Source organism: Erwinia sp. 9145 (assembly GCF_000745075.1).
GTDB classification, from domain to species: Bacteria; Pseudomonadota; Gammaproteobacteria; order Enterobacterales; family Enterobacteriaceae; genus Erwinia; species Erwinia oleae.
On the sequence record NZ_JQNE01000001.1, the window covers coordinates 605,438 to 630,929 of the forward strand.

22 protein-coding genes are annotated in these 25,492 nt (G+C 58.7%); 9 read left to right on the forward strand and 13 right to left on the reverse strand.

What is annotated here, in order from left to right; translation table 11 throughout:
- The first annotated feature begins 74 nt into the window (after nucleotides 1–74).
- A complete protein-coding gene (locus FA91_RS02960) occupies nucleotides 75–1,895 on the forward strand; it encodes a hypothetical protein (RefSeq protein ID WP_156103035.1) in 1,821 nt (606 codons plus the stop codon).
- An 80-nt stretch (nucleotides 1,896–1,975) separates the two neighbouring features.
- Here FA91_RS02960 and panD read toward each other — a convergent pair whose 3' ends face one another.
- From panD to thpR, 9 genes are all read right to left on the reverse strand, one after another.
- Entirely contained in the window at nucleotides 1,976–2,356 is a 381-nt protein-coding gene (gene panD / locus FA91_RS02965; protein WP_034912399.1) for an aspartate 1-decarboxylase, read from the reverse strand.
- Between the two features lie 54 nt (nucleotides 2,357–2,410).
- Nucleotides 2,411–3,265 (reverse strand): pantoate--beta-alanine ligase, encoded by an 855-nt coding sequence (gene panC, locus FA91_RS02970; RefSeq protein ID WP_034912400.1) that lies wholly within the window; start codon nucleotides 3,263–3,265, stop codon nucleotides 2,411–2,413.
- 14 nt (nucleotides 3,266–3,279) lie between these two features.
- Nucleotides 3,280–4,074: a 3-methyl-2-oxobutanoate hydroxymethyltransferase gene (gene panB, locus FA91_RS02975; RefSeq protein ID WP_034912403.1), complete on the reverse strand. Its 795-nt coding sequence runs from the start codon at nucleotides 4,072–4,074 to the stop codon at nucleotides 3,280–3,282.
- A gap of 74 nt (nucleotides 4,075–4,148) precedes the next feature.
- Nucleotides 4,149–4,628: a 2-amino-4-hydroxy-6-hydroxymethyldihydropteridine diphosphokinase gene (gene folK / locus FA91_RS02980; protein ID WP_034912406.1), complete on the reverse strand. Its 480-nt coding sequence runs from the start codon at nucleotides 4,626–4,628 to the stop codon at nucleotides 4,149–4,151.
- Nucleotides 4,625–6,046, reverse strand: a complete 1,422-nt coding sequence (gene pcnB / locus FA91_RS02985) for a polynucleotide adenylyltransferase PcnB (protein WP_231566793.1) — start codon at nucleotides 6,044–6,046, stop codon at nucleotides 4,625–4,627. Before pcnB ends, folK begins: the two co-directional genes overlap by 4 nt.
- An 81-nt stretch (nucleotides 6,047–6,127) precedes the next feature.
- Complete coding sequence (gluQRS, locus tag FA91_RS02990; RefSeq protein WP_034918860.1) at nucleotides 6,128–7,006, reverse strand: tRNA glutamyl-Q(34) synthetase GluQRS; 879 nt, start codon at nucleotides 7,004–7,006, stop codon at nucleotides 6,128–6,130.
- A gap of 49 nt (nucleotides 7,007–7,055) precedes the next feature.
- A complete protein-coding gene (gene dksA / locus FA91_RS02995; RefSeq protein WP_034912413.1) occupies nucleotides 7,056–7,511 on the reverse strand; it encodes an RNA polymerase-binding protein DksA in 456 nt (151 codons plus the stop codon).
- Between the two features lie 183 nt (nucleotides 7,512–7,694).
- The gene (gene sfsA / locus FA91_RS03000) at nucleotides 7,695–8,399 is read right to left on the reverse strand and encodes a DNA/RNA nuclease SfsA (protein WP_034912416.1); all 705 of its coding nucleotides are present in this window, start codon (nucleotides 8,397–8,399) and stop codon (nucleotides 7,695–7,697) included.
- Nucleotides 8,396–8,929, reverse strand: a complete 534-nt coding sequence (gene thpR / locus FA91_RS03005) for an RNA 2',3'-cyclic phosphodiesterase (RefSeq protein WP_034912419.1) — start codon at nucleotides 8,927–8,929, stop codon at nucleotides 8,396–8,398. The genes sfsA and thpR overlap by 4 nt, the downstream gene beginning before the upstream one ends.
- A gap of 69 nt (nucleotides 8,930–8,998) precedes the next feature.
- On the opposite strand from thpR, the gene hrpB reads away from it, so the two are divergent.
- Together hrpB and mrcB are read left to right on the forward strand one after the other, a co-directional pair.
- Complete coding sequence (gene hrpB, locus FA91_RS03010) at nucleotides 8,999–11,440, forward strand: ATP-dependent helicase HrpB (protein ID WP_034912422.1); 2,442 nt, start codon at nucleotides 8,999–9,001, stop codon at nucleotides 11,438–11,440.
- Nucleotides 11,441–11,533: 93 nt separating this feature from the next.
- Nucleotides 11,534–14,059: a bifunctional glycosyl transferase/transpeptidase gene (gene mrcB, locus FA91_RS03015; protein WP_034912425.1), complete on the forward strand. Its 2,526-nt coding sequence runs from the start codon at nucleotides 11,534–11,536 to the stop codon at nucleotides 14,057–14,059.
- A 25-nt stretch (nucleotides 14,060–14,084) separates the two neighbouring features.
- Here mrcB and FA91_RS20915 read toward each other — a convergent pair whose 3' ends face one another.
- Nucleotides 14,085–14,267 carry a hypothetical protein gene (locus FA91_RS20915; RefSeq protein ID WP_152601445.1) on the reverse strand — a complete coding sequence of 61 codons (183 nt, stop codon included), beginning with the start codon at nucleotides 14,265–14,267 and terminating at the stop codon, nucleotides 14,085–14,087.
- Between the two features lie 72 nt (nucleotides 14,268–14,339).
- On the opposite strand from FA91_RS20915, the gene fhuA reads away from it, so the two are divergent.
- Genes fhuA through fhuB form a run of 4 tightly spaced genes read left to right on the forward strand, consistent with a single transcriptional unit; the run spans nucleotide 14,340 to nucleotide 20,271 of the window.
- Nucleotides 14,340–16,553, forward strand: a complete 2,214-nt coding sequence (gene fhuA / locus FA91_RS03020; protein ID WP_051936973.1) for a ferrichrome porin FhuA — start codon at nucleotides 14,340–14,342, stop codon at nucleotides 16,551–16,553.
- Between the two features lie 53 nt (nucleotides 16,554–16,606).
- Nucleotides 16,607–17,395 carry a Fe3+-hydroxamate ABC transporter ATP-binding protein FhuC gene (fhuC, locus tag FA91_RS03025; RefSeq protein WP_034912428.1) on the forward strand — a complete coding sequence of 263 codons (789 nt, stop codon included), beginning with the start codon at nucleotides 16,607–16,609 and terminating at the stop codon, nucleotides 17,393–17,395.
- Between the two features lie 15 nt (nucleotides 17,396–17,410).
- Entirely contained in the window at nucleotides 17,411–18,295 is an 885-nt protein-coding gene (fhuD, locus tag FA91_RS03030) for a Fe(3+)-hydroxamate ABC transporter substrate-binding protein FhuD (protein WP_034918864.1), read from the forward strand.
- Nucleotides 18,292–20,271, forward strand: coding sequence for a Fe(3+)-hydroxamate ABC transporter permease FhuB (fhuB, locus tag FA91_RS03035; protein WP_034912431.1), 1,980 nt, complete (start codon nucleotides 18,292–18,294; stop codon nucleotides 20,269–20,271). The genes fhuD and fhuB overlap by 4 nt, the downstream gene beginning before the upstream one ends.
- 31 nt (nucleotides 20,272–20,302) lie before the next feature.
- Here the strand turns inward: fhuB and hemL are convergent, their stop codons facing one another.
- Complete coding sequence (gene hemL, locus FA91_RS03040) at nucleotides 20,303–21,586, reverse strand: glutamate-1-semialdehyde 2,1-aminomutase (RefSeq protein ID WP_034912433.1); 1,284 nt, start codon at nucleotides 21,584–21,586, stop codon at nucleotides 20,303–20,305.
- Between the two features lie 351 nt (nucleotides 21,587–21,937).
- On the opposite strand from hemL, the gene erpA reads away from it, so the two are divergent.
- Nucleotides 21,938–22,282, forward strand: a complete 345-nt coding sequence (gene erpA, locus FA91_RS03045) for an iron-sulfur cluster insertion protein ErpA (RefSeq protein WP_034912434.1) — start codon at nucleotides 21,938–21,940, stop codon at nucleotides 22,280–22,282.
- A 16-nt stretch (nucleotides 22,283–22,298) separates the two neighbouring features.
- Here erpA and btuF read toward each other — a convergent pair whose 3' ends face one another.
- Together btuF and mtnN are read right to left on the reverse strand one after the other, a co-directional pair.
- Nucleotides 22,299–23,126, reverse strand: coding sequence for a vitamin B12 ABC transporter substrate-binding protein BtuF (gene btuF, locus FA91_RS03050; RefSeq protein ID WP_034912435.1), 828 nt, complete (start codon nucleotides 23,124–23,126; stop codon nucleotides 22,299–22,301).
- Nucleotides 23,119–23,817 (reverse strand): 5'-methylthioadenosine/S-adenosylhomocysteine nucleosidase, encoded by a 699-nt coding sequence (gene mtnN / locus FA91_RS03055; protein WP_034918867.1) that lies wholly within the window; start codon nucleotides 23,815–23,817, stop codon nucleotides 23,119–23,121. The genes btuF and mtnN overlap by 8 nt, the downstream gene beginning before the upstream one ends.
- A 122-nt stretch (nucleotides 23,818–23,939) precedes the next feature.
- On the opposite strand from mtnN, the gene dgt reads away from it, so the two are divergent.
- The gene (dgt, locus tag FA91_RS03060) at nucleotides 23,940–25,445 is read left to right on the forward strand and encodes a dGTPase (protein ID WP_034912436.1); all 1,506 of its coding nucleotides are present in this window, start codon (nucleotides 23,940–23,942) and stop codon (nucleotides 25,443–25,445) included.
- Nucleotides 25,446–25,492: the final 47 nt, after the last annotated feature.

A 25,492-nucleotide genomic window follows, 5' to 3' on the forward strand; every position in this document is an offset into this window, starting at 1 on the left:
ATGCACCGGTTTTGACACGATAATCGGGCAGGTCGATGGCCTGTCGCCCATTTTCTGAACACTGGAGCAATTTTATGGCAGGTATTGGTTCCACATCACCTCATTCCAATCCAATGACGTCTTCTCATGCCACCGGGCAGGATATTTCCAGCCAGAGCACGCGCATCCGGCATACCAACACCGGTCAGGCGGCCACGGCTACAGCAGAAGCCAATGATGCCCGGGAGCGCGCCATTGAGGTGCTCACAACGCAGTTGAGCAACTATATTATCGGCGAAAATACGGAGGCCCTGATTCGGGATCGCGCAGAGGGACTGCACGAAATGGAGGAGTCGCCGCACGACCTCGCTGAAACGATGGCCTGGGGAGAGACGCTGGATAATATCAGCAAAGCGGTAAAAAACGCAGTGGAGGCCATTCCTTTCGCTGTATCAGGCCCCATAGCGGGAGCCATTAAATTAGGTGCTGACAAATTAGGCGCTGATTTTTCCGGTACATCTGTTGCCTCAGAAGCGGCAAGTGGGGCGATAGATGCGGCAACGGCAATGACACTTAAAGCGTTTTTCGATAAGATCTGCGCTGATGCGGGGAAAGATTCGCTCTGGCTGGAGGCGGATGCCGAAAAACTGGCGCCGGTGATGCAGGAAGTGCTGAAAAAGCGTCAGGGATTGGGTGAAAATTTGAAACTCGCGCCGTTAGGCGGGCAGGGGTTTAACGCACGTAATGCTGTTGTGGGCGGTGTTGCCGTAGCAAGCCAGAATAATCCCCAGGCAATCTCCCACACCAGTAATGTTTTGAGTCTGGCGGCAGGCGCAGCAGGTGGGGTGCTCACGCAAAGGTTTAGCGCTTCTCACGGACCGGAATACCTGTTAGGGCGTAACGACTGGAAAGACCAATACAAGGCGCTGAAAGAGACATCGGCTAAGCAACAGATGGCTCACGGCGGCGCAAGGCTGAAAACGCTGGCGGGCAGTCTGCTCACACCACGCAATTATGCCAAAGGCGCACTGAATATTGCCAAAGGGGATATGATTGCCGAAATTACAACGCTAGCGGCCTTCGTGGCAGGGAGCAATGCGTTACGTAACGTTGTCCGTAACCCTGGCGTGAGCGGCGCAGTGAGTTCGGCCCCCTCAGCGGGTGTTGATCAGCTCACCGGGCGAATTGGCGCGGCTAAGTTGACCGATCGTAAAGAGATTGCGAAAGATCAGGGGATTAATGTTCTTAATTCAGCCGTAGCCTATACAGCCCAGGGGGTTGCGGGGGCGTTAGCCAGATCCGACGGCGACGAAGCGGTAGATTATGTGGCCGATAAGATTGTAAACAGCGCGGTGGGCCAGAAAACCGGCGAGATAAAGGATAAAACCAGTACTCTGGCAACGCAGGGCTACACTACGCTGGCGGATGGGGCGGGTAGTCTGGCGAAGGGGGCAGGTAAGGTGGCAACGCAGGGCTACACTACGCTGGCGGATGGGGCGGGTAGTCTGGCGAAGGGGACAGGTAAGGTGGCAACGCAGGGCTACAATTCTCTGGCAAGTGGGGCAGGTAGTCTGGCGAAGGGGACAGGTGAGTTGGCAACCAGCGCAAAGAATCGCGCTTCGCAGGCCTATAGAGATCTCAATCTTCGGAGGGGAAACCAAATGCAAAGCAGCGGTACTTCCTCTGCCCCGACAAACCAGCCGATTCTGCCGCTGTCAGCCGCACCGGCCGCAGCACCGGTGACACCAGCCGCTGCGGCGCAGACGACAGCACCCGCCGCCCCGCCAGTTTCCTCGCAAACGGCACCACCCCCCCGCGCTCAGGCGAGTTCATCGCAGACGGTGCCGACACGCGGCGCCTCACCCGCTGAGGAAATAGAAATGCAGCCGCTTGAGGGGAAAAGTAAGCAGGCGTAAGCGCGACAGGCAACCCTGGCAGCGCTGAAGGATGAATGATTGCCGTATCATGAGCGGGGGAGACTTCCCCCGCTTGTGGATCAGGCAACCTGCACCGGAACCGCTTTCGCCAGGCGCTTCATCTGATTATCGCCTTCGAAATAGGCCACTTTAGGCTGCCATTCGCGGGCTTCTGCATCCTCCATGGTGACATAAGAGCAGATAATCAGGATATCGCCTTCGCAGGCGCAGCGAGCGGCCGCGCCGTTGACAGAGATGATTTTAGAACCGCGCTCGGCGGCGATGGCATAGGTTGAGAAACGCTGACCGTTAGTCACGTTATAAATGTCGATCGCCTCATACTGAAGAATGCCGGAAGCGTCGAGAAAGTCCTGATCGATGGCACAGGAGCCTTCATAATTGAGATCCGCCTGAGTGACTTTCACCCGGTGAAGTTTGCCCTGCAACATGGTACGAATCATAGTATTGCTACCTTTGTTACATCATCATGACAGACGCCTGAGCGCCTGAACCGGTTACTGCGTTAAATCGACCTGCTGATTATCGATAAGGCGCGCCATACCGAGCCAGGCGGCCATCAGGATCACCGCGCGCTGACTGTCGACGTTCAGCGGCAGCAGCGTATCCGCATCGCAAATCGCCAGGCCATCCGGGCGCAATCCTTTCAGCGTCAGCGCCGCTTCGGCATCGGCAATAATCTCTTCCACGTGACGTTCGCCGCTGGCAAGGCGATCCGCCATACTGTTCATCACCTTGCTTAAGGCGGGAGCCAGCTTGCGTTCATCGGCACTCAGATAGCCGTTGCGCGAACTGAGCGCCAGCCCGTCTTTGGCCCGCACGGTCGGTACGCCAATGATGTCGATGTCATAACCCATATCCGCCACCATCTTACGGATCAGCGCCAGCTGCTGGTAATCTTTCTCGCCGAAGCAGGCGAGATCCGGCTGCACCAGGTTGAACAGCTTGCTGACGATGGTCGACACGCCGCGAAAATGTCCCGGACGGCTGGCGCCTTCCAGCAGTCCGGAAAGGCCGGGCACCTCAACAAAGGTCTGCTCGCTGAGGCCGAGCGGATAGATATCGCCGGGCGCGGGCGCAAAAATCAGATCCACCTTGCGCTTGTTCAGCTTTTCGCAATCGTCCTGAAGCGTGCGCGGGTAGCGCGCCAGGTCGTCAGGCCGCTCAAACTGCATCGGGTTCACAAAGATTGAGACCACAACAATGTCGGCGCGTTCTCGCGCATCATCAACCAGCGTCATATGGCCGTCGTGCAGGTTACCCATGGTGGGCACCAGCGCAATACGTTTACCGTCCTGTCGCCAGCGGCGAATCTCCCGACGCAGCATCGGCAGGGTTTCAATAATCAGCACAAACCTTCCCCCGGTTAATTAAAACTGTGTTCGTCAGCAGGGTAAGCGCCTGCTTCGACATCCGCCACATACTGCCGGATTGCCGCGCGCATGTCGCCGGTTTCAGCAAGGAAATTTTTGGCGAATTTGGGGATGTGGCCGCCGGTAATGCCGAAGGCGTCATGCATCACCAGAATCTGCCCGTCGGTAGCGTTACCGGCACCAATACCAATCACCGGGATCGACAGCGCGTCAGTGATGCGCTTCGCCAGCGAAACCGGCACGCACTCCAGCACCACCAGCTGCGCGCCAGCCGCTTCCAGCGCCAGCGCGTCGGCAAGCAGGTTGTCGGCGGCAGTGCTTTCACGGCCCTGCACCTTATAACCGCCAAAAATATTAACCGACTGCGGCGTCAGGCCCAGATGACCGCAGACCGGAACGGCGCGCTCGGTCAGCTGTTTCACCGTCTCCGCCAGCCACTTGCCGCCCTCCAGCTTGACCATGTTCGCGCCTGCGCGCATCAGCGCCGCCGCGTTCTCAAAGGTCTGCTCCGGCGTGGCGTAGCTCATAAAGGGCAGATCGGACATCAGCAACGCGTTGGGCGCGCCGCGCCGTACGGCCTGCGTGTGATACACAATGTCCGTCACGGTGACGGGCAGGGTGGAATCGTGCCCCTGCACCACCATGCCCAGCGAATCGCCAACCAGCAATACCGGCACGCCCTCATCGGCAAACAGGCGGGCAAAACTGAAATCATAGGCGGTGATAGAGGCGAATTTGCGCCCCTCTTTTTTCCACTGGTGAAGCGTGGAAACCGTTGTTGGCTTCATCGTAACCTCTGTCGGATAGCTGTTGAGCGTATTTTAATGGAAGGACGAGCGCTTTGCATCCGCACGCGGCGGCGCTACCAGGGTTGAATTTGTGTGGTATCGAGTGAGGCGAGCAGGTCGGCGATGCGGACGCCGTCCGGCAGTTGCGCATCGGGCGCGATCTCCAGCAGCGGCAGCAACATAAATGCGCGATTGCGCATATCGTAGTGCGGCACGGTCAGTCGCGGCGTATTCAGCTGTAAATCGCCGAAAAGCATAATATCGAGGTCAAGCGTGCGCGGCCCCCAGCGTTCATCTTTTCGAACGCGGCCCTGCTCCCGTTCGATGCGCTGCGTGAGGTCGAGCAGCGCCTCCGGCGCAAGCCCGGTATCCAGCGCCACGGCGGCGTTGAGATAGTCAGGCTGGTCGGGCGGGCCGTAGGGCGGCGTGCGATAAAACGATGAGGTGGCGACGCGCAGGCTGTCAGGCAGCGCGTCAAGCGCCTCCAGCGCGGCCTGCACCTGATGCAGCGGATCGGCCAGGTTGCTGCCCAGCGCGAGGTAAACGCGCGTCATACGTTGTTGTTATCGCTGCTGTTACGGCGCGGGCCGGGTACGCGTTTGCGTGGGCGACGCGTGCGACGACGCGGTTCGGGATCGCTGTCCAGCGTCGTAAGCATGTTTTTCTGCTGAGGCGGCGCGGCAACCTGAAAATCGTTCCACCAGGCGGCAAGCCGGAGCAGTTCCGTGTTGTTCTCCACCTCGGCGCGCAGCGCCAGTAGATCGTAGGCGGCGCGGAACTTAGGATGTTCCATCAGCTTCCAGGCGCGCTTGCCGTTGCGGCGCGAGAGCCGCAGTTGAAGCTGCCAGATATCACGGATTAGCGTGGTCAGACGCTTAGGGATCGCCAGCGAGCGGCACGCTTCGTCCAGCACGTCATTCATCGCCATCGCGAAAGCGTCGTAGTAGGACAGCCCGCTCTCCTGAGCAATTTTCTGGGCGGTTTCAAGCTGCGGATACCAGAACATGGCGGCAAACAGAAACGCAGGGTTAACGCGCATCTGATTGTGGATACGGCTGTCGGTGTTTTTCAGCACCTGCACAATCATCCGCTCCATATTGCTGTCGCCCTGCTCGGTAAAGTAGCGGGTGATCAGCGGGAAGAGCGGCTGGAACAGTTGATATTCACGCAGTTGCAGCCAGGTTGCGTAGCCGTAGCCCGTTTGCAACAGTTTAAGCGTCTCTTCAAACAGGCGCGCAGGCGGAATATCGTGCAGCAGCGTTGCCAGACGCGGAACAGGTTCGGCCGTTTCCGGCGCGATGGTCATATCCAGCCGCGCAGCGAAACGGATCACGCGCAGCATGCGCACCGGATCTTCGCGGTAGCGGGTTTCAGGATCGCCAATCAGGCGAATGATGCCCTGTTGAAGGTCGCTCAGCCCGCCGACATAGTCGCGCACCGTAAAGTCGGCGACGCTGTAGTAAAGGCTGTTGATGGTCAGATCGCGGCGCTGTGCGTCGTCTTCGATGCTGCCGAAAATATTGTCGCGCAGCAGCATGCCGTTCTGGCCGCGTTGCGAACCGTTGCGATCGGCTTCGTCCTGCTCCACTTCGTGATGCCCGCGAAAGGTCGCGACTTCAATAATTTCAGGGCCAAACATCACGTGCGCAAGGCGAAAACGGCGGCCGACAAGGCGGCAGTTGCGGAACAGCTTACGCATTTGCTCCGGCGTGGCGTTGGTGGTGACGTCAAAATCTTTCGGCGTTTTGCCCAGCAGCAAATCACGTACGCCGCCGCCAACCAGATAGGCCTCATAGCCCGCTTTGTTCAGGCGATACAATACCTTGAGGGCATTTTCACTAATGTCTTTGCGCGAAATGGTGTGATGATCGCGCGGGACCACGTTCATCCGTGGCGCCTGTATCGGTTCAACCGGCGCGTCGCCTTCGCGGCTTAAAACTTTTCGGCAAAAATTAGCAACTCGGGTAAAAATGGGACACCTCGATAGTGACAATAAGCTGGGCAATAAAAAAACAGCGGCTAATATAGCTCAGTGCGGCGCATTTGAGAATGCTCATTGCGGCATTGATGCGTCCTGACGCGGAACGGCGGCGAGATCCCAGCGATCAACAGCCTGTTCCAGCAGCGCGGTTTGCGACAGATCCTGCCATTCTTCGCCGACCGGCTGACCGAGAAAACGCAGCGCCTGCACCAGCGCAGGCCGCGCGTCGCCTGCGGGCAACGGCGCGGCATGATTTTGCTTGGAGAGTTTATTGCCGTCCGGATTAATCACCAGCGGCAGATGCAGATAATCAGGCGCCTGCCAGCCAAACTGCCGAAACAGCGTGAGCTGCCGCACCGTTGGCTCAATCAGATCCGCGCCGCGTACCACTTCCGTTATGCCCTGAAAATGATCGTCCACCACCACAGCCAGATTGTAAGCAAACAGGCCGTCGCGGCGGTGGATAATAAAATCTTCACGCGCGAGCGCGGCGTCAGCATGGATCTCGCCACGCAGCACATCCTGAAAACAGAACACCGGGCTGACGGACTTCAGACGCAGCGCGGCATTTTCCGCAGGATGGTTCAGGCTGCGGCAGTGGCCGTCGTAGACGCCGTCAGGCAGTTGCTGAATACGGCTGCGGGGACAGGTGCAGTAGTAGCTGTGATGTTGGCGTTGAAGCCAGCTCAGCGCCTCGCGATAGGCCTCATGACGCTGTGACTGCCAGAGCACGTCGCCGTCCCAGTGCAGACCATGCTGCTCAAGCTGTTGCAGAATGCGCGCGGCCGCGCCGGGGACTTCTCGGGGTGGGTCGATGTCTTCGATGCGCACGCGCCAGCGGCCCTGCTGCGCACGCGCGCGCAGAAAGCTGCCAAGCGCGGCAATCAGAGAACCAAAATGCAATTCACCGGAAGGAGAGGGGGCGAAGCGCCCTGTATAAGAAGCGGACATTATTTCATAACGGCAGTGAAGCGGCTGCTTCACTGCGCGTCTTCAGCCATTAACCTGCCATCTGCTTTTCGCGAATTTCCGCCAGCGTTTTGCAATCAATGCAAAGATCGGCGGTGGGACGCGCTTCGAGACGACGGATACCGATCTCAACGCCGCACGATTCGCAGAAGCCAAAATCATCGTCTTCTACTTTCTTAAGCGTCTTCTCAATCTTCTTGATCAGTTTGCGTTCGCGATCGCGGTTACGCAGTTCAAGACTGAACTCCTCTTCCTGCGCGGCGCGGTCAACCGGATCGGGGAAGTTGGCCGCTTCATCCTGCATATGAGAAACCGTGCGATCGACTTCATCGCGCAACTGGTTGCGCCAGGCCTCAAGGATCTTCCTGAAATGGTCCAGCTGGGCTTCATTCATGTACTCTTCGCCCGGCTTCTCCTGATACGGCTCTACGCCAGCAATGGCGAGAATACTCAGAGACGAGGTTTTACGGGTTTGCCCTTCTTGCATGTTGCTTCTCCTGGATAACACGCACTATCGATCCCCAGAGGGGAAAAAAACAGGCCGCTATAAATAACAGAAGCGATTCTGATTGGCAATTATTCCTCAACATGCCTTGACAGCACTGTGAAGAAAAGCGTAATTAGCGCAGCGTGACGCATCTTTTTTTAACAAAAAGTGCGTAATCCTGTCTTAAACCGCTACGTTCAGCGCTTTTTCTAACTGCATACCGTCGGGAGAAAGCCGCGCGTTATAACACAGCACCTCCACGCCGCTCTGTCGAGCCTGAACCAGTAGTTCTGCGTAACGCACATCAATGTGATGCGCGGGGGAAACGTCCTCAATTCCCGTGTGCAAAACGGCAAAAAAAAGAACCGCTCGCTGGCCATTTTCTGAAATCTTCGTCAGTTCACGAAGGTGTTTCTGGCCTCGTTCGGTTACCGCATCCGGGAAATACCCTTTGCCCTGCTGTAGTAGCGTCACGGATTTGACTTCAATATAGCAGTTCGCCTGATTATCTGCCTGTAACAGGAAATCAATTCGGCTTTTTTCAGCGCCGTATTTTACTTCGCTGCGCAGCGTGCAGTAAGCGGACAATTCCGGAATGCATTTTGCCGTCAGCGCCTCTTTGACTAACAGATTAGCGCGTAACGTATTTACGCATATCCAGTGGCCCTGCTGCGTCTGCGTCAGCTCCCAACTGTGCGGGTACTTGCGCGTCAGGCTGTCAGATGTTGAATACCAGACGGTATCGCCCGGGGTCGCGCAGCCGGTCATCGCGCCAGTGTTGGCGCAGTGCAGCGTCAGCGCAACGCCTTCCGGGGTGATGACATCGGCGAGAAACCGTTTATAGCGCTTTACCAGCCGGGCCGGTTGCAGCGGCGGCGTAAACTTCATGGTTGCTCCAGCGGCCAGTGAGCGACTTCGCTATAGCGCGTCCGTCCCTGGCTGTACGATGAGTGATACAGCGCAAAGCGCGACACGCGGAACGGCCAGCTGAAATTACGCGGCGGCAGCGCGACCGGCTGTGAAGCATTACGCAGTAATGTGACGTGCGGATGAAAGGGCAGCGTACTTTGCGGGCAGCCGCTGCGCGCCGCCTGCGACCGTAAAAGTTCCGCCAGCTGGAGCAGCCCGCGCGGCGCGCGCTTTGGCCCCAGCCAGACCACGCCGGATCGTGGCCAGTGTCCGGCATCGTCCAGCGTAAGTGTAAACGCCGGTTGACGGATGCGACCCGCAGAATGTTGCAGCATCAGCGACCTTTCTTCGCTGATCTCACCCAAAAAAGCCAGCGTCAGGTGCAGATTTTCTGCCGCTACCGGCCGGCCAGCTTCCGCGGCGAAGGTCTCTGCGCGCCATTGAATGATGCTTTGTCGGCTCTCCCGGGGTAATTCAATGCCAAAAAACAGCCTTTTTTGCTCGCTCATGGTGCTCTCCGGTATTCCCTGAACAGGGATGCTACAATGCCGGGCAGGATAAGGCTATGGAGTTAAGACGTGAGTTCATTACCGGTCAGCGCCGTGCTGCCTGAACTGCTTGCCGCGCTGCGCGAGTCATCGCAGCTGCTGCTCGCCGCGCCGCCGGGCGCCGGAAAATCGACCTGGCTGCCGCTGCAAATTCTGCAACAAAGCGGCTTAAGCGGCCGCATTCTGCTGCTGGAGCCGCGGCGGCTGGCCGCGCGCAATGTCGCACAGCGCCTCGCCGGGCAGTTGGGTGAACAGCCCGGCGAAACCGTGGGTTACCGCATGCGCGCTGAAACCCGCAGCGGGCCGAACACGCGGCTGGAGGTGGTAACCGAAGGTATTTTAACCCGCATGTTACAGCGCGATCCGATGCTGGAAGGCGTGTCGCTGGTGATCCTTGATGAGTTTCATGAACGCAGCCTGGAAGCCGATCTGGCGCTGGCGCTGCTGTTGGATGTGCAGCAGGGGCTGCGCGACGATCTGAAAATCATGCTGATGTCCGCCACGCTGGATAACGCGCGCTTGCAGGCGATGCTGCCCGATGCGCCGGTTATTTGCTGCGAAGGGCGCGCCTTTCCGGTTGAACGCCGTTACGCTTCGCTCCCTGCCAGCCTGCGCGTTGAAGAGGCAGTGGCGCGCCAGGTGAGCCAGCTGCTGCGCGAGGAGCCCGGCTCCCTGCTGCTGTTTCTGCCGGGCGTCGGGGAGATCAAACGCGTACAGATGCAGCTTGCGTCGCAGGTATCCAGTGAGGTCGAACTCTGTCCGCTGTATGGCGCGCTGTCGCTGGCCGAACAGCGCAAAGCTATCCTTCCGGCGGCGACGGGGCGGCGTAAAGTGGTGCTGGCGACCAACATTGCAGAAACCAGTCTGACTATTGAGGGTATCCGCCTGGTGGTGGATTGTGCGCTGGAGCGAACGGCGATGTTTGACGTGCGCACCGGCCTGACCAGGCTGCAAACGCAGCGCGTCAGTCAGGCGTCAATGACGCAGCGCGCCGGACGCGCCGGACGTCTCGAACCCGGCATTTGTCTGCACCTGATCGCTCGTGAGCAGGCGGAACGCGCTGCCGCCCACGCCGATGCGGAAATGCTGCATGCCGATCTGGCCTCGCTGTGGCTGAATATTTTGCAGTGGGGCTGCTATGATGCGCGGCAACTGCGCTGGCTGGATGCGCCGCCCGCAGCCGGTCTTCGTCAGGTGCAGGCATTGCTGTCTCAGTTGGGCGCCACCGACGCAGACGGAAAACTGAATGCGAAAGGCCGACAGATGGCGGCGCTGGGCGCAGAGCCGCGGATCGGCGCGATGCTGATTGCGGCCGGAGACGATGCCGACAGTATTGCTACCGCCGCGCTGCTGGCGGCGATGCTGGAAGAGCCGGATCGCAGTGGTGCCGATTTACGCGATGCGTTTCATCGCCGTCTGCCGCACTGGCTGGCGCGGGCGAAACAGCTGCAAAAACGCCTGAAGGCAACGACCGGTTCGCCGGACGCCGGACGGATAGCGCCGCTGCTGGCGAGCGCCTTCCCGGACCGGATCGCTCGTCGGCGCGGCGCGGAGGGACGCTACCAGTTAGCGAACGGCACCGGCGCCATGCTGGACGGTGCGGATGCGCTGACGCGTTACGAATGGCTGCTGGCGCCCGGCCTGTTGCAGGGGAGCGCGCAGCCGGACGCACGAATTTTACAGGCTATTCCGCTGGATATCGCGGCGCTGGAAAACGCGCTGCCTCAGTTGGTGACAACGCGCACCGAAGTAGAGTGGGATGAGGCGCGCGGCACGCTGCGCGCCTGGCAGCGCGAACAGATTGGCGAACTGGTGCTCAGGGCGCAGCCGCTGACCAAACCGGAGGAGGCCGAACTTCATCCGGCCATGCTGCGCTGGATCCGGCAAAAAGGGCTATCGGTGCTGAACTGGACGCCGCAGGCGGAACAGCTGCGGATTCGGCTGGTGTGCGCCGCTCAGTGGCTTCCTGAGGAGAACTGGCCCGACGCTACCGAAAGTGCGCTGGTTGCGACGCTGGATCAGTGGCTGCTGCCTGCGATGAACGGCGTGCGCGACGCGCGCGGCCTGAAGCATATCGACGTCGTCGCGGCGTTATTACATTTACTCACATGGTCGCAGCGACAGCAACTGGATACTCTGTTACCAACTCATTACACTGTGCCCACCGGAAGTCGGCTGCCCATCCGTTACGATGAGGAGAAGCCGCCCGCGCTGGCGGTTCGTCTCCAGGAGATGTTCGGCGAAGCGCAGAATCCCTGCGTGGCGGCCGGGCGTATTCCCCTGGTGCTGGAGCTGCTTTCGCCCGCGCAGCGTCCGCTCCAGATCACTCGCGACCTGGCCGCGTTCTGGCAGGGGGCGTGGCGGGATGTGCAAAAGGAGATGAAAGGACGCTATCCCAAACATTCATGGCCGGACGATCCGGCCAGCGCGCTGCCCACGCGGCGCACGAAAAAGTATTCCGCGCCCTCGTGAACCTCGCTATTTAGGAAGGTTCCCGTTCCGAAGCGCATTAAGCCATAACAGAGTAGTCGGCCTGGCCGACGGCTACCCGGAGAAGAGAAGAGCATGTCAGACGATCGCGAACCTATTGGTCGCAAAGGCAAACGGCCCCCGCGCAATCTGGCGGGCCAGGGTCGCCGCAGGGATGAGGACTATGAAGACGATTATCAGGATGACGAAGACGACGAGGAGAGTGAACCCGTGCCACGTAAAGGAAAAGGGCGCCCGCCGCGCAAGAAAAGAGGCTGGCTGAGCCTGCTGCTCAAACTGTTGCTGATTTTCATCGTGGTAATGGTTATTTATGGCGTCTACCTTGACGCGCAGATCCGCAGCCGCATTGACGGAAAAGTCTGGCAGCTTCCCGCCACGGTGTACGGGCGCATGGTCAGTCTTGAACCGGGCATGTCCTGGGACAAAAAAGAGATGATCGCCCTGCTGGAAGGCACGCAGTATCGTCAGGTCACGCGCATGACGCGTCCCGGCGAATTCACCGTGCAGGCCAACAGCATTGAGATGATCCGCCGCCCGTTTGACTTCCCGGACAGCAAAGAGGGGCAAATCCGCGCACGATTGAGCTTCAGCAACGATGCGCTGAGCGAAATCAAAAACCTCGACAGCGGACGTGACTTCGGCTTCTTCCGCCTCGATCCTCGCCTGATCACCATGCTGCAATCGCCGAAGGGCGAGCAGCGCCTGTTTGTGCCGCGCGCGGGTTTCCCGGATCTGCTGGTGGATACGCTGGTCGCCACTGAAGATCGCCATTTCTATCAGCACGATGGCATCAGTTTCTACTCAATTGGCCGCGCTTTTCTGGCCAACATTACCGCCGGTCGCGCGGTGCAGGGTGGCAGTACGCTGACGCAGCAGCTGGTTAAAAACCTGTTTCTGACCAACGAGCGTTCTCTGTGGCGTAAGGCAAACGAAGCCTATATGGCGCTGATCATGGATGCGCGCTACAGCAAAGATCGTATTCTCGAGCTTTACCTGAATGAGGTGTATCTGGGCCAGGCGGGCGGCGATCAGATCCGCGGCTTCCCGCTTGCCAGCCTCTATTACTTTGGCCGTCCGGTGGATGAACTGAGCCTCGATCAGCAGGCGCTGCTGGTGGGCATGGTGAAGGGCGCATCGCTGTACAATCCGTGGCGCAATCCCAGGCTGGCGCTGGAACGCCGCAATCTGGTGCTGCGTTTGCTTCAGCAGCAAAAGGTTATCGATCAGGAACTGTATGACATGCTCAGCGCGCGACCGCTGGGCGTGCAGCCGAAAGGCGGCGTGATCACGCCGCAGCCGGCCTTTATGCAGATGGTGCGTAACGAGCTACAGGCGAAGCTGGGCGATAAGATAAAAGATCTGTCGGGCGTGAAGATCTTCACCACGCTGGATTCGGTGTCGCAGGATGCGGCTGAAAAAGCCGCGGAAGAGGGCGTGCAGACGCTGCGCAAGCAGCGCAAGCTGAACGATCTGGAAACCGCGATGGTGATTGTCGATCGCTTCAGTGGGGAAGTCCGCGCGATGGTCGGCGGCGCCGATCCGCAGTTCGCCGGTTATAACCGCGCGCTTCAGGCGCGTCGTTCGATAGGTTCGCTGGCCAAACCGGCCACCTATCTCACCGCGTTAATGCAGCCGGATAAATATCGCCTCAATACCTGGATTGCCGATAATCCGATCGCCCTGAAGCAGCCAAACGGTCAGATCTGGAAGCCGCAGAACGACGATCGCCGCTTCAGCGGTCAGGTGATGTTGGTGGACGCGCTGACTAACTCGATGAACGTGCCGACGGTGAATCTGGGCATGACGCTCGGCCTGCCGCAGGTGGTGGATACCTGGACGCGGCTGGGCGTGCCGAAAGATCAGCTTCAGCCGGTTCCGGCGATGCTGCTGGGCGCGCTCAACCTGACGCCGATTCAGGTGGCGCAGGCGTTTCAGACCATCGCCAGCGGCGGTAACCGCGCGCCGCTCTCCGCCGTTCGCTCGGTGATTGCGGAAGATGGCACCGTGCTTTATCAGAGCTTCCCACAGGCTGAGCGCGTGGTTCCCGCGCAGGCCGCTTACCTGACGCTCTATACCATGCAGCAGGTTGCCGATCACGGCACCGCGCGCGCGCTGGGCGCACGCTATCCTCGCGCGCATCTGGCGGGCAAAACCGGCACCACTAACAATCAGGTGGATAGCTGGTTTGCGGGCATTGATGGCAAAGAGGTGGCGATAACCTGGATCGGTCGCGACAACAACCAGCCGACCAAACTCTACGGTGCCAGCGGCGCGATGCAGATTTATCGTCACTATCTTGATAATCAGGCGCCCATGCCGCTGTTGGCGACGCCGCCGGAAGATATTGCCCCGATGAATATCGACTCCGCCGGAAACTTTGTTTGTGGCAGTGCCAGCAGTAGCTGGCGAATGCTGCCGGTGTGGACCACCGATGGCAACGCGCTCTGTCAGCAACAGCAGCAGGTGATGCAGCAGCAACAGCAAATGCTGCAACAGCAGCAGGCGCCCCAGCAGCAGCCTCAACAGCAGCAGGCGCCGCAAAACGAGCAGAAAGACAGCGACGGCGTGGCGGGATGGATTAAAGATATGTTTGGTCAATAATCTTCATCCGATCAAAAAAGCCGGTTCATCCTGAACCGGCTTTTTTATCGTTCAGCAGCCATTGTGACAACAAATCAGCAGCAAACAGAGTGTTCAGATTAACAAGCCCGTTACCGGCCTGTTTCTGGCAAACTACATTCGTCTGTTCGTGAATCAAATGGCGTTTGAGCCGGGCATTTCTTCTTGCAGAATTCACTGCGTTTCGCATATTATCCCTCCGTTATAATAATAATTCTCGTTTACGTTTACGACTTATCAATTTCATTCAGAGAAATGCCACATGCCAACCGCATCTTTGATTCGTTCGTCTTTGCCAGTGAAATGCCGCCTTGCCCTCCTTGTTGCTCTGGCCGTTTCCTCTTCCACTTTTGCCGCCGAACAGACGATTACCGTTGACGCCAGCACCAGTGATGCGCCACAGGAAAACGCATGGGGCCCTGCGGCCACCATCGCCGCCAAACACAGTGCAACCGGTACCAAAACCGACACGCCCATCGAGAAAAACCCACAGTCGGTTTCGGTGGTGACGCGTCAGGAGCTGGATATTCACCAGCCGATCTCGGTTAAAGAGGCGCTGGGGTACACGCCTGGCGTGACGGTAAGCAGCCGTGGCGCTTCTGACACTTACGACTTCGTGATTATTCGCGGGTTCTCCTCGCGCGGCCTGAACCAGAACAACTACCTGGACGGGCAGAAACTCCAGGGCGATTTCTATAATGACGCCTCAATCGATCCCTACATGCTTGAACGCGTGGAATTGATGCGCGGGCCCACCTCGGTGCTTTATGGTAAAAGCAGCCCCGGCGGCATCGTGTCTATGGTCAGCAAACGCCCGACCACCGAACCGCTACGCGAAGTGCAGTTTAAAATGGGCAGCGACAACCTGATGCAGACCGGGTTTGACTTCAGCGATGCGCTGGACGATAACGGCGAGTTTTCTTACCGTCTGACCGGCCTGGCGCGCTCTGCGAATGAGCAGCAGACCAACGCCGAAACCCAGCGCTACGCCATTGCCCCTTCCTTCAGCTGGCGTCCGGACGAAAAAACCAATTTTACTTTCCTCTCCTATTTCCAGAACGAACCGGAAACCGGCTATTACGGCTGGTTGCCGAAAGAGGGCACGGTCGAACCTCTGCCGAACGGCGGCCATCTCTCAAGCGCCTTTAATGAAGGCGCGACCAACAATACCTATTCGCGTAACCAGAAGATGGTCGGTTACGCTTTTGAACATGGGTTCAATGATACGTTCACCGTTCGACAGAACCTGCGCTTCTCTGAAATGAAAACGGCGCAGAACAGCGCCTACGGCACCGGCCTGTGTAACAACAGCATGAACGGCTTTAATGTTTACTGTCAGGCGCTGACGCCTGCTCAGCAGGCGCACTATCTGGGCCGCGGCACCGTTGTCGATCATGAACGTTTGCAGAATTTCAGCGTTGATACGCAACTGGAAAGCAAGTTCGGCACCGGCGATGTTCAGCACACCCTGTTAACCGGCGTCGACTATTCACGGATGCGTAACGATATCAGCGCACTGTTTGGCAATGCGCCCGCGCTGGATCTGAATAATCTGCCTTCCATGAGCGACGTCGATTTTGGCGATGCGGTGCCGTACCAGATGAACGAGTCCAAACAGACCGGCCTGTACGTTCAGGATCAGGCGGAATGGGATAAATGGGTATTCACCCTGGGCGGTCGTTACGACTGGTCAACTCAGGCAACCACCGTGCGCGCTGATAACGGCTACATTGAGCGCAACGACCGCCAGTTTACCTGGCGCGGCGGCGTTAACTACCTGTTTGATAATGGCATCACGCCTTACTTCAGCTACAGCCAGTCTTTCGAACCCAACGCGTTCAGCCTCTACAGCGATCCGCGCGTGGCCTATGCGCCTTCCAAAGGCGAGCAGTACGAAGCGGGCGTGAAGTATGTGCCGAAAGATCGTCCGATTGTGCTGACGGGGGCAGTCTATCAGCTCACCAAGAGCGATACGCTGATGGCCGATCCTGATAACGCGCTCAACCAGGTGCCTGCGGGCGAAGTGCGCGCGCGTGGCGTGGAGCTGGAAGGTAAAGCTGCGCTGTCGGCCAACGTCAATATGACCGCCTCTTACACCTATACCGATGCGGAATTTACCAAAGACACCACGCTGAAAGGCAATACGCCGGAGCAGGTGCCTGAGCACATGGCGTCGCTGTGGGGTGACTACACCTTTAACAACGGCGCGCTGAGCGGGGTAACCCTGGGCGCCGGTGGTCGGTTTATCGGCTCAAGCTATGGCGACCCGGCGAACACCTTTAAAGTGGGCAGCGCGACGGTGATGGATGCCGTGGTGAAATACGATCTTGGTCGTTTTGGCCTGTACGGTTCCAACGTGGCGCTGAACGTTAAAAACCTGCTGGATCGTGAATATGTCGCCAGTTGCTTCCAGACCTATGGTTGCTTCTGGGGAGCAGGCCGCCAGGTTGTCGCAACCGCCACGTTCCGCTTCTAATCCTTTACCTACACGGGCGCGGTTCACCCGCGCCCTCCAATCAGAAGACCGCTATGTCGCACGTAACAGAAACAACCTTCACGCTGGATGGCGCGACGTTCACCGTACCAGGCCGTACGCTGCTGCAACCGCTTTCTCTGACGTTTCCTGCCGGCAAGGTGTGCGGGCTGATCGGCCACAACGGATCGGGGAAATCGACGCTGCTTAAACTGCTCGGAAGACACCAGGCCGCGACGGCGGGCAAGGTGCTGCTTAACGGTCAGAACGTGGAGACGTGGAATACCAAAGCGTTCGCCCGCGAAGTGGCCTATCTGCCGCAGCAGTTGCCGGCCGCCGAAGGGATGACGGTACGCGAGCTGGTGGCCATGGGACGCTATCCGTGGCACGGCGCGCTGGGGCGGTTTGGTGCCGAAGATCGTGAGCGGGTTGAAGAGGCAATAGCGCTGGTTGGTCTGAAACCCTTTGCCAGGCGGCTGGTGGACAGCCTCTCCGGCGGCGAACGCCAGCGTGCGTGGATTGCCATGCTGGTGGCGCAAAACAGCCGCTGCCTGCTGCTTGATGAACCGACTTCCGCGCTGGATATCGCGCATCAGGTGGAGGTGCTGGCGCTGATCCAGCGGCTGAGCCACGAGCGCGGGCTGACGGTGATCGCCATCCTGCATGATATCAATATCGCTGCCCGCTACAGCGATTCGCTGGTGGCGCTGCGCGAGGGCGCGATGATCGCGCAGGGCGATGCGCTGGACATTATGCAGGCGGAGGTGCTCGATCGTATTTATGGCATCCCGATGGGAACACTCCCTCATCCGAACGGCGGCGCGCCGGTAAGTTTCGTTTACTGAAGGATGGATATTACCATGCCGGATCCTGTTCGCCGCCGCCTGCTGATGGCGATGGCGCTTTCACCCTTACTTCCCGTGCTGCGCAGTCGCGCGGCGTCACCCGTCGATCTCAGCCGTATCATCACCATTGAGTGGCTGCCCACTGAACTGCTGATGGCGCTGGGCGTCGCGCCGATGGGCGCAGCGGAACAGCATGGTTATCGCAACTGGGTGGCCGAACCGGCACTGCCCGCCTCCACGGTGGATGTCGGCCTGCGCACCGAGCCGAATCTGGAACTGATGATCCAGATGAAGCCGTCGCTGATCCTCTGCTCGTCAGGCTACGGCCCGGATCTCAGCAGGATCCGCCAGATCGCCCCAACGATGGGGTTTTCCTTCAGTGATGAAAGCGGAAAACCGCTGGATGTGACGCGTAAGTCATTGTTAAGGCTGGGCGAACATCTTGATCTTCTGCCACAGGCGCAGGCGCACCTCGCGCAGTACGACAGCTTCATTGCCGCTGCCAAAGTGCGCATGGCGCGGCGAACCAAACGGCCGCTGCTGCTGATCTCGGTGCTGGATAGCCGTCATACCATGGTGTTTGGCAAAGGCAGCCTGTTTCAGAACGTCATGGATGAGCTGGGTATCGAAAGCGCATGGAAGGGGGAAAGCTCTTTCTGGGGCAGCGCGGTCATTGGCATTGAACGGCTGATTGGCATGACGGGCGTTGATGCGATCTGCTTCGATCACGGCGACGATGCCGTCATGCAGCAGGTTGAGGCGATGCCGCTCTGGCAGGCGATGCCTTTCGTGCGCGAAAAACGTTTTCACCGCGTGCCGCAGGTCTGGTTTTACGGCGGCACGCTGTCGGCGATGCGCTTCTGCCGTTCGCTGGACAGCGTTCTGGGGACGACGGCATGAAAACATCCATTCGTATGCCGGCGGCGCTGCTGACGGGACTGTTCGTGCTGGCGCTGAGCCTCACCTGGTACAACTTCAGCCAGCATTTGCCGCGCGACCAGTGGCTGCATGCCCTGTTAACGCCCGACAATAACAGCGGTGCGCAGATGGTATTCCACTTCAGCCTGCTGCCGCGCTTTGCGCTGTCGCTGTTGGTGGGGGCGGGACTGGGGCTGGTGGGACTGTTGTTCCAGCAGGTATTGCGCAATCCGCTGGCGGAACCCACCACGCTTGGCGTGGCGACAGGCGCCCAGCTTGGCCTGACCGTGGCGACGCTATGGGCGGTGCCGGGTGGGCTTTTTTCCCCGCAGGTGGCGGCCATGAGCGGCTCGTTGATTGTCGGAATGCTGGTGTTCGGTATCGCCTGGGGCAAACGCCTCTCGCCGGTGACGCTGATTCTGGCCGGGCTGGTGATTTCGCTCTATTGCGGCGCGTTGAATCAGCTTATCGGCCTGTTTAACCACGACTACCTGCAAAGTATTTTCCTGTGGGGCACCGGCACGCTCAACCAGATGGACTGGAGCAACGTCAGCTTTCTCTGGCCTAAACTGCTGGTAGGATTTTTGCTGTCGCTGCTGCTGCTCCGCCCGATGACGCTGATGGGGCTGGACGATGGCGTCGCGAAAAATCTGGGGCTGGCGCTGTCAGCGGCGCGCTTTGCCGTGCTGGTGCTGGCCATCGTCCTCAGCGCGCAGATCGTCAACGCCGTTGGCATCATCGGTTTTATCGGCCTGTTCGCGCCGCTGCTGGCGAAGCTGCTCGGCGCACGACGTCTGCTCAGTCGTCTGCTGCTGGCACCGCTGATTGGCCTGCTGCTGCTCTGGCTGGCGGATCAGCTGGTGATCTGGCTCACTGACAACTGGCGTGAGGTCTCCACCGGCACCGCGACGGCGATTATCGGCTCACCGCTGCTGTTGTGGCTGTTACCGCGTCTGCGCACCGGCGGAACGCCGCCTGCGATGAACGCGGGCGACAAAATACCCGTGGAGCGCCATCGTGTCCTGCTCTGGAGCGCGGTCGGCTGCGCCGTCCTGCTGCTGATTGCCCTGGTGGCGCTCAGCTATGGCCGCGATGCCAACGGCTGGCGATGGGCGACAGGCGCGCTGTGGGAACAACTTCTGCCGTGGCGCATGCCACGGGTCGCCACCGCGATGGCGACCGGCATGATGCTGGGCGTGGCGGGATGTATTGTTCAGCGCCTTACCGGTAACCCGATGGCCAGCCCGGAAGTGCTGGGTATCAGTTCCGGTGCCGCATTCGGCGTGGTGGTGATGATGTTTTTGGTGCCGAATGACGCCTTCACCTGGCTGTTGCCTGCGGGGAGCCTGGGCGCCGCGCTGACGCTGCTGCTGATCCTGGTCACCGGCGGGCGGGGCGGTTTTTCGCCGGAGCGTATGTTACTCGCCGGTATGGCGCTGAGCACTGCCTTTTCCACGCTGCTGATCCTGCTGATGGCCAGTAACGATCCGCGCATGACTAACCTGATGGCGTGGATTGCGGGCTCGACCTACAAGGTGAGCGCGCTTCAGGCGCAGCGCACGGTAATTATTGCAGCAGTGCTGATTGCGCTGGTGCCGTTGTGCCGACGCTGGCTGACGCTACTGCCGCTGGGCGGCGAAACGGCGCGCTCTGTCGGTATCGCTTTAAAGCCGACGCGTATCGCGCTGCTGCTGCTGGCAGCGGCGCTGACCGCTGCGGCCACGCTGAGCACCGGCCCATTGAGCTTTATCGGCCTGATGGCGCCGCACATTGCGCGAATGATCGGTTTCCGCCGGACGGTGCCGCAGCAGATCATGGCTGCGCTGTTGGGCGGCGGTTTGATGATGGTGGCGGACTGGTGCGGTCGGATGGTGGCGTTTCCCAGCCAGATCCCGGCCGGGATGCTGGCGAGCTTTATCGGCGCGCCATACTTTATCTATCTGCTGCGGAAAATATAGTCAAGGGCAGGTGCAAACCTGCCCTTCCGGGTTAATCCAGCTTAGCGAAGCAGCGCCGCGCCGCGTCAACGGTGTGCTGAATATCCTCATTGCTGTGTGCCAGCGACATAAAACCGGCTTCCCAGGCGGACGGGGCGAGGTAAATGCCTTCCGCTAACATCAGATGGAAAAATTGCTTAAAGCGCGGCAGGTTGCAGCGGGTGACGTCCTCGTAGTGAGTGACCGTTTCGGCATCGGTAAAAAACAGGCCGAACATGCCGCCAACGTGGTTGACCACCAGCGGTATATTTTCCGCTTTCGCCGCGGCCAGCAGGCCGTCCGCCAGTTTGTCGGTGAGCGCGGTAAGGCGGTCGTGCGATCCGGGTTTAGCAATTTCATTCAGGCAGGCCAGGCCGGCGGCCATCGCAATCGGATTGCCGGAAAGCGTGCCCGCCTGATAAACCGGGCCGGTGGGCGCCAGCGCGGCCATAACTTCGCGGCGACCGCCGAACGCGCCAACCGGCATTCCGCCGCCGATAATTTTACCCAGACAGGTCAGATCCGGTTTCACGCCATAATGTGCCTGCGCGCCCGCCAGCGCCACGCGAAAACCGGTCATCACTTCGTCGATAATCAACAGTGCGCCAAACTCGTCGCACAGCGCACGCAGGCCCGGCAGGAAGTCAGGCAGCGGTGGAATGCAGTTCATGTTGCCGGCAACCGGTTCAACGATAATGCAGGCGACTTCATGCGGATACTGCTCAAACGCCGCGCGCACTGTCTCAAGGTCGTTAAAGGTGCAGGTCAGCGTGTGTTTGGCGAAGTCCGCAGGCACGCCAGGGGAGTTGGGCTGGCCGAGCGTCAGCGCGCCCGATCCCGCTTTGACCAGCAGACAGTCGGCGTGACCGTGATAGCAGCCTTCAAATTTGATAATTTTATCGCGGCCGGTGAAGCCTCGCGCCAGACGGATCGCGCTCATCGTCGCTTCCGTGCCGGAGTTCACCATGCGCACCATGTCCATGGTGGGCACCAGTTCGGTCACCCGTCGAGCCATGGTGATTTCCATTTCGGTGGGTGCGCCAAAACTCAGGCCGCGCGCGGCGGCCTCAATCACCGCATCGCGGATCGCCGGATGATTATGGCCCAGCACCATCGGCCCCCAGGAGCCGACGTAGTCGATATAGGCTTTGCCATCGACGTCATAAATCTTTGCGCCGTCTGCGCGTTCGATAAAGAGCGGTATGCCGCCAACGCCAGCGAAGGCGCGAACCGGCGAGTTGACCCCGCCGGGAATGAATTGCTGCGCCTGAGCATAGAGATTTTCTGACTGACTCATGGTTCCGCTCCTGAAGATTCATTAAAAAACCCCTATATTCTAGGGAACAAGCCAGCCGGATAAAAGGAGAGTTGCAGAACGAAAAGTTTTTTGTCGGATCTTACCCGCCGCTTTGCGGAAAATACGGGTGGGTTTGCCACTGGTGTCTGCGCTTTTTTATAGACCCATCGTTCTTATCATGTGATGGGTGAGGTGTAATGACCGCATGCTGGCAAAACAGCAGCAGGAGAATGTAGAGCAGGTAGCAGGCCGTGCCATAATCGCGCCGGACACTTGATTGCTATACTTGCGTATAAGATAATGACGCAAGACATGGTCGTTTTATGACCTGATCGCTTACTGGAGTATCAAATGAGTGACGATATCGTTCTGCCCCTGCAATTTACTGAAGCAGCGGCCAGCAAAGTTAAAAACCTGATTTCAGATGAGGACAATCCCGATCTGAAACTGCGCGTCTATATTACCGGCGGCGGCTGTTCAGGCTTTCAGTATGGTTTTACCTTTGATGATAAGGTAAACGATGGCGATATGACCATTGAGAAAGCGGGCGTGGCGTTGGTTGTTGACCCGATGAGTTTGCAATATCTGGTTGGCGGCTCGGTCGACTACACCGAAGGGCTGGAAGGCTCGCGCTTTGTGGTGACGAACCCGAATGCGAAAACCACCTGCGGCTGCGGCTCCTCATTCAGCATCTGAGTTTTTCCCCAACGCCTTAAAGTTGGGGATTTTTCTGCCTTTTCCCCGTTTTTTCTTCAGGTTCAGCGTGCAATTGCTGACAGAGCGCCTGCGCCGCCAGCACAATGCGCGGGCCGGCCCTGCTGATCCAGTCTTCGTTTATTGCTATAACCGGCACGTTAAGCTGTGAACGCCAGAAGGCGCGAACCGACGCCGCGTGGTTCGCATCGCCGCCGGTGACGATCGCTGCCGGATGGCGCATCAGTACCTGTTCGCGGCTCACCTGCGGCCAGGCCACGCGCGCGTCGGCAAAAATGTTGTCGCCGCCACACAGATCAAGCACCTGGTTTTGCAGCGTATTGCGTGAGGCGGTGAACAGCGGCTGCTGCCCGAATTGCAGAAAAACCGCTTTGCGCGGCGCATGGCCGTAACGCTGACGCAGCGCAGCAAGCTGGTTTTCAAGCGATCGCGCCGCGCGATCGGCTTTCTCAGGCTGCGGACTCCAGATCTTGAGCCGCCGCAGCGTCGCGATAACCTGTTCTATGGTTTCTGGGTCAATCCACTCAACCTGAATGCCAAACGCCTGAAGCTGCTCAACCTGCCGCTGCGGATTGCCGCCGCGCCAGGCCAGCACCAGATCGGGCCGGAGCGCCATAATGCGCTCGACGTTAATGCCCTGCCAGTCGGCAACCTGCTCGATCTGCGTGGCTCCCGGCGGGAAATCAGCGTTGCTGCTGACGCCAACGGGCGTAATGCCTGCCGCAAATGCCAGTTCGGTCAGATTGGGCGCCAGAGTAATAACAACCGGTGCCGCTGACGCCGTCAGGCTGCTCAGCAGCAGTAACGCGGCCAGCCATTTAGCCACGCGAGAGATGGGCCAGCAGCGTTTCCACCATCAGCGAGGACTGTGCTGCGGCGACGGCGAGAAACTCGTCGAAGCTCAGATGGGATTCGCGATCGGCCACGTCGGAGATGGCGCGCACCACCACAAACGGCGTGCCAAACTGGTAGCAGACGTGCGCGATCGCGGTGGCTTCCATTTCAACGGCAATGGCCTGAGGGAACGTGTTGCGGATGCGCGCCAGCGGTTCTGCACCGTTGATAAAGGCATCGCCGCTTACTACCAGACCGCGCACCGCGTTCAGGCCAAGCTCGCTGATGCACGACTCCGCCGCCGCGATCAGCGCGTCATCGGCACGAAAAGCAGCGGGACAACCTGCCATCTGACCGGGTTCGTAACCGAAGGCGGTGACGTCGGCATCGTGGTAGCGCACTTCGTCAGATACGACGATATCACCCACCGTCAATGAGGCCGCCAGGCCGCCAGCAGAGCCGGTATTAATAATGAGATCCGGTTTACACCGCTCCAGCAACAGCGTGGTGCCCATCGCCGCCGACACTTTGCCAATCCCAGACTTCAGCAACGCTACCTCGACGCCGTTCAGCGTGCCGGTATAAATTTCGCAGCCAGCCAGCGTCAGCGTTTGACGGTTTTCAATTTTATCGCGGAGCAGGGTAACTTCCTGCTCCATTGCACCAATTATGCCTGCTTTCATAGGGATACCCGCTAATGTTGTGGAATTCGTCTGCGTTTTCAGCGCATAGTCTATCATGGCAGCATAAGGGACATAATCCGCAAAACGCACTTCGCACAGGTGCCCGAACACGGGAAGCAGGCATGAACCATATCGATTTCAGGAAGAAAATTAACTATCAGCGCCGCTATCGACCGCAGCAGGGCGTTAAAGATGAGCATGAAATTCTGCGCATTTTTGAAAGCGATCGCGGGCGTATTATTAACTCAGCGGCCATTCGCCGTTTGCAACAGAAAACGCAGGTCTTCCCGCTTGAGCGCAACGCGGCGGTGCGCTCCCGTCTGACGCACTCGCTGGAGGTGCAGCAGGTGGGTCGCTACATCGCCAAAGAAGTTATGACGCGACTGAAAGAGCTGGGCAGGCTGGAAACTTATGGCCTGGCGCAGTTGACCGGCCCGTTCGAAAGCGTGGTGGAGATGGCCTGCCTGATGCACGATATCGGCAATCCGCCGTTTGGCCACTTTGGCGAATCAGCCATTAACGACTGGTTCGGTCAGCGGCTGGACGCGACGTTCCGCCGTGGCGATAACCGTCAGGATTACTGCGAGCCGCACGCGTTGCGCTATCAGGACGACGGTTTCAATGAACTGCGTGCCCGCATCCGTCAGGATCTTTCGCACTTTGAAGGCAACGCGCAGGCCATTCGTATGGTGCATACGCTGTTTAAAATGAACCTGACCTGGGCGCAGGTTGGCTGCATCCTGAAATATACACGTCCGGCGTGGTTCAGCGGCGACATTCCGCCATCGCACGCCTATTTAATGAAAAAGCCAGGCTATTATCTGGCAGAAGAAGAATACGTCGGTCGTTTGCGTAAAGAATTAGATTTAAAACCGCACTGCCGTTTTCCGCTGACCTATATTATGGAAGCCGCCGATGATATTTCTTATTGCGTGGCGGATTTAGAAGATGCGGTTGAGAAGAAGATATTTACCGTTGAGCAACTTTATGACCATTTATATGCGTTGTGGCCAAACCATCAGGCGGGCGATCTGTTCAGTTTAGTGGTGACCAACGCGCTGGAGAAATCGCGTAACGCGCAGTTCAGCCGCAGCAGTGTCGATCAGTTCTTTATGTATCTGCGAGTGAATACCGTTTCACGACTGGTGCCGCATGCCGCCAGTCGTTTTATTGACAATATTTCGGCGGTGTATGATGGCGAATTCAATGAAGCGCTGCTTGAAGACGGCAGCCCACAAAATTTGTTATTGGAAATTTTCAAAAAAGTAGCGTTTAGTCATGTATTTAACCACCCCGATGTGGAACAGCTTGAGCTTCAGGGCTACCGGGTGATTAGCGGGCTGCTGGATATTTATCGTCCGCTGCTTTCGCTCAGTCAGCACGATTTTTCAGAACTGATTGAGAAAGATTATTTAAAAGGCTACCCAATAGAGACGCGCCTTTTCCATAAACTCTCCACGCGTTTTCGCCTGGCTTACAGTGAGGCGGTAGGGCGGCTGGATAAACGATCTGACGATATTGCTATCTGGGAATACTATTTCCGCGCGCGAATGTTACAGGATTATGTTAGCGGTATGACGGATTTGTATGCATGGGATGAATATCGTCGTTTAATGGCGGTGGAATAACCCGTCGCGCGGGTTAGTTTTGTAAAGGATTAATATAAATATTTACC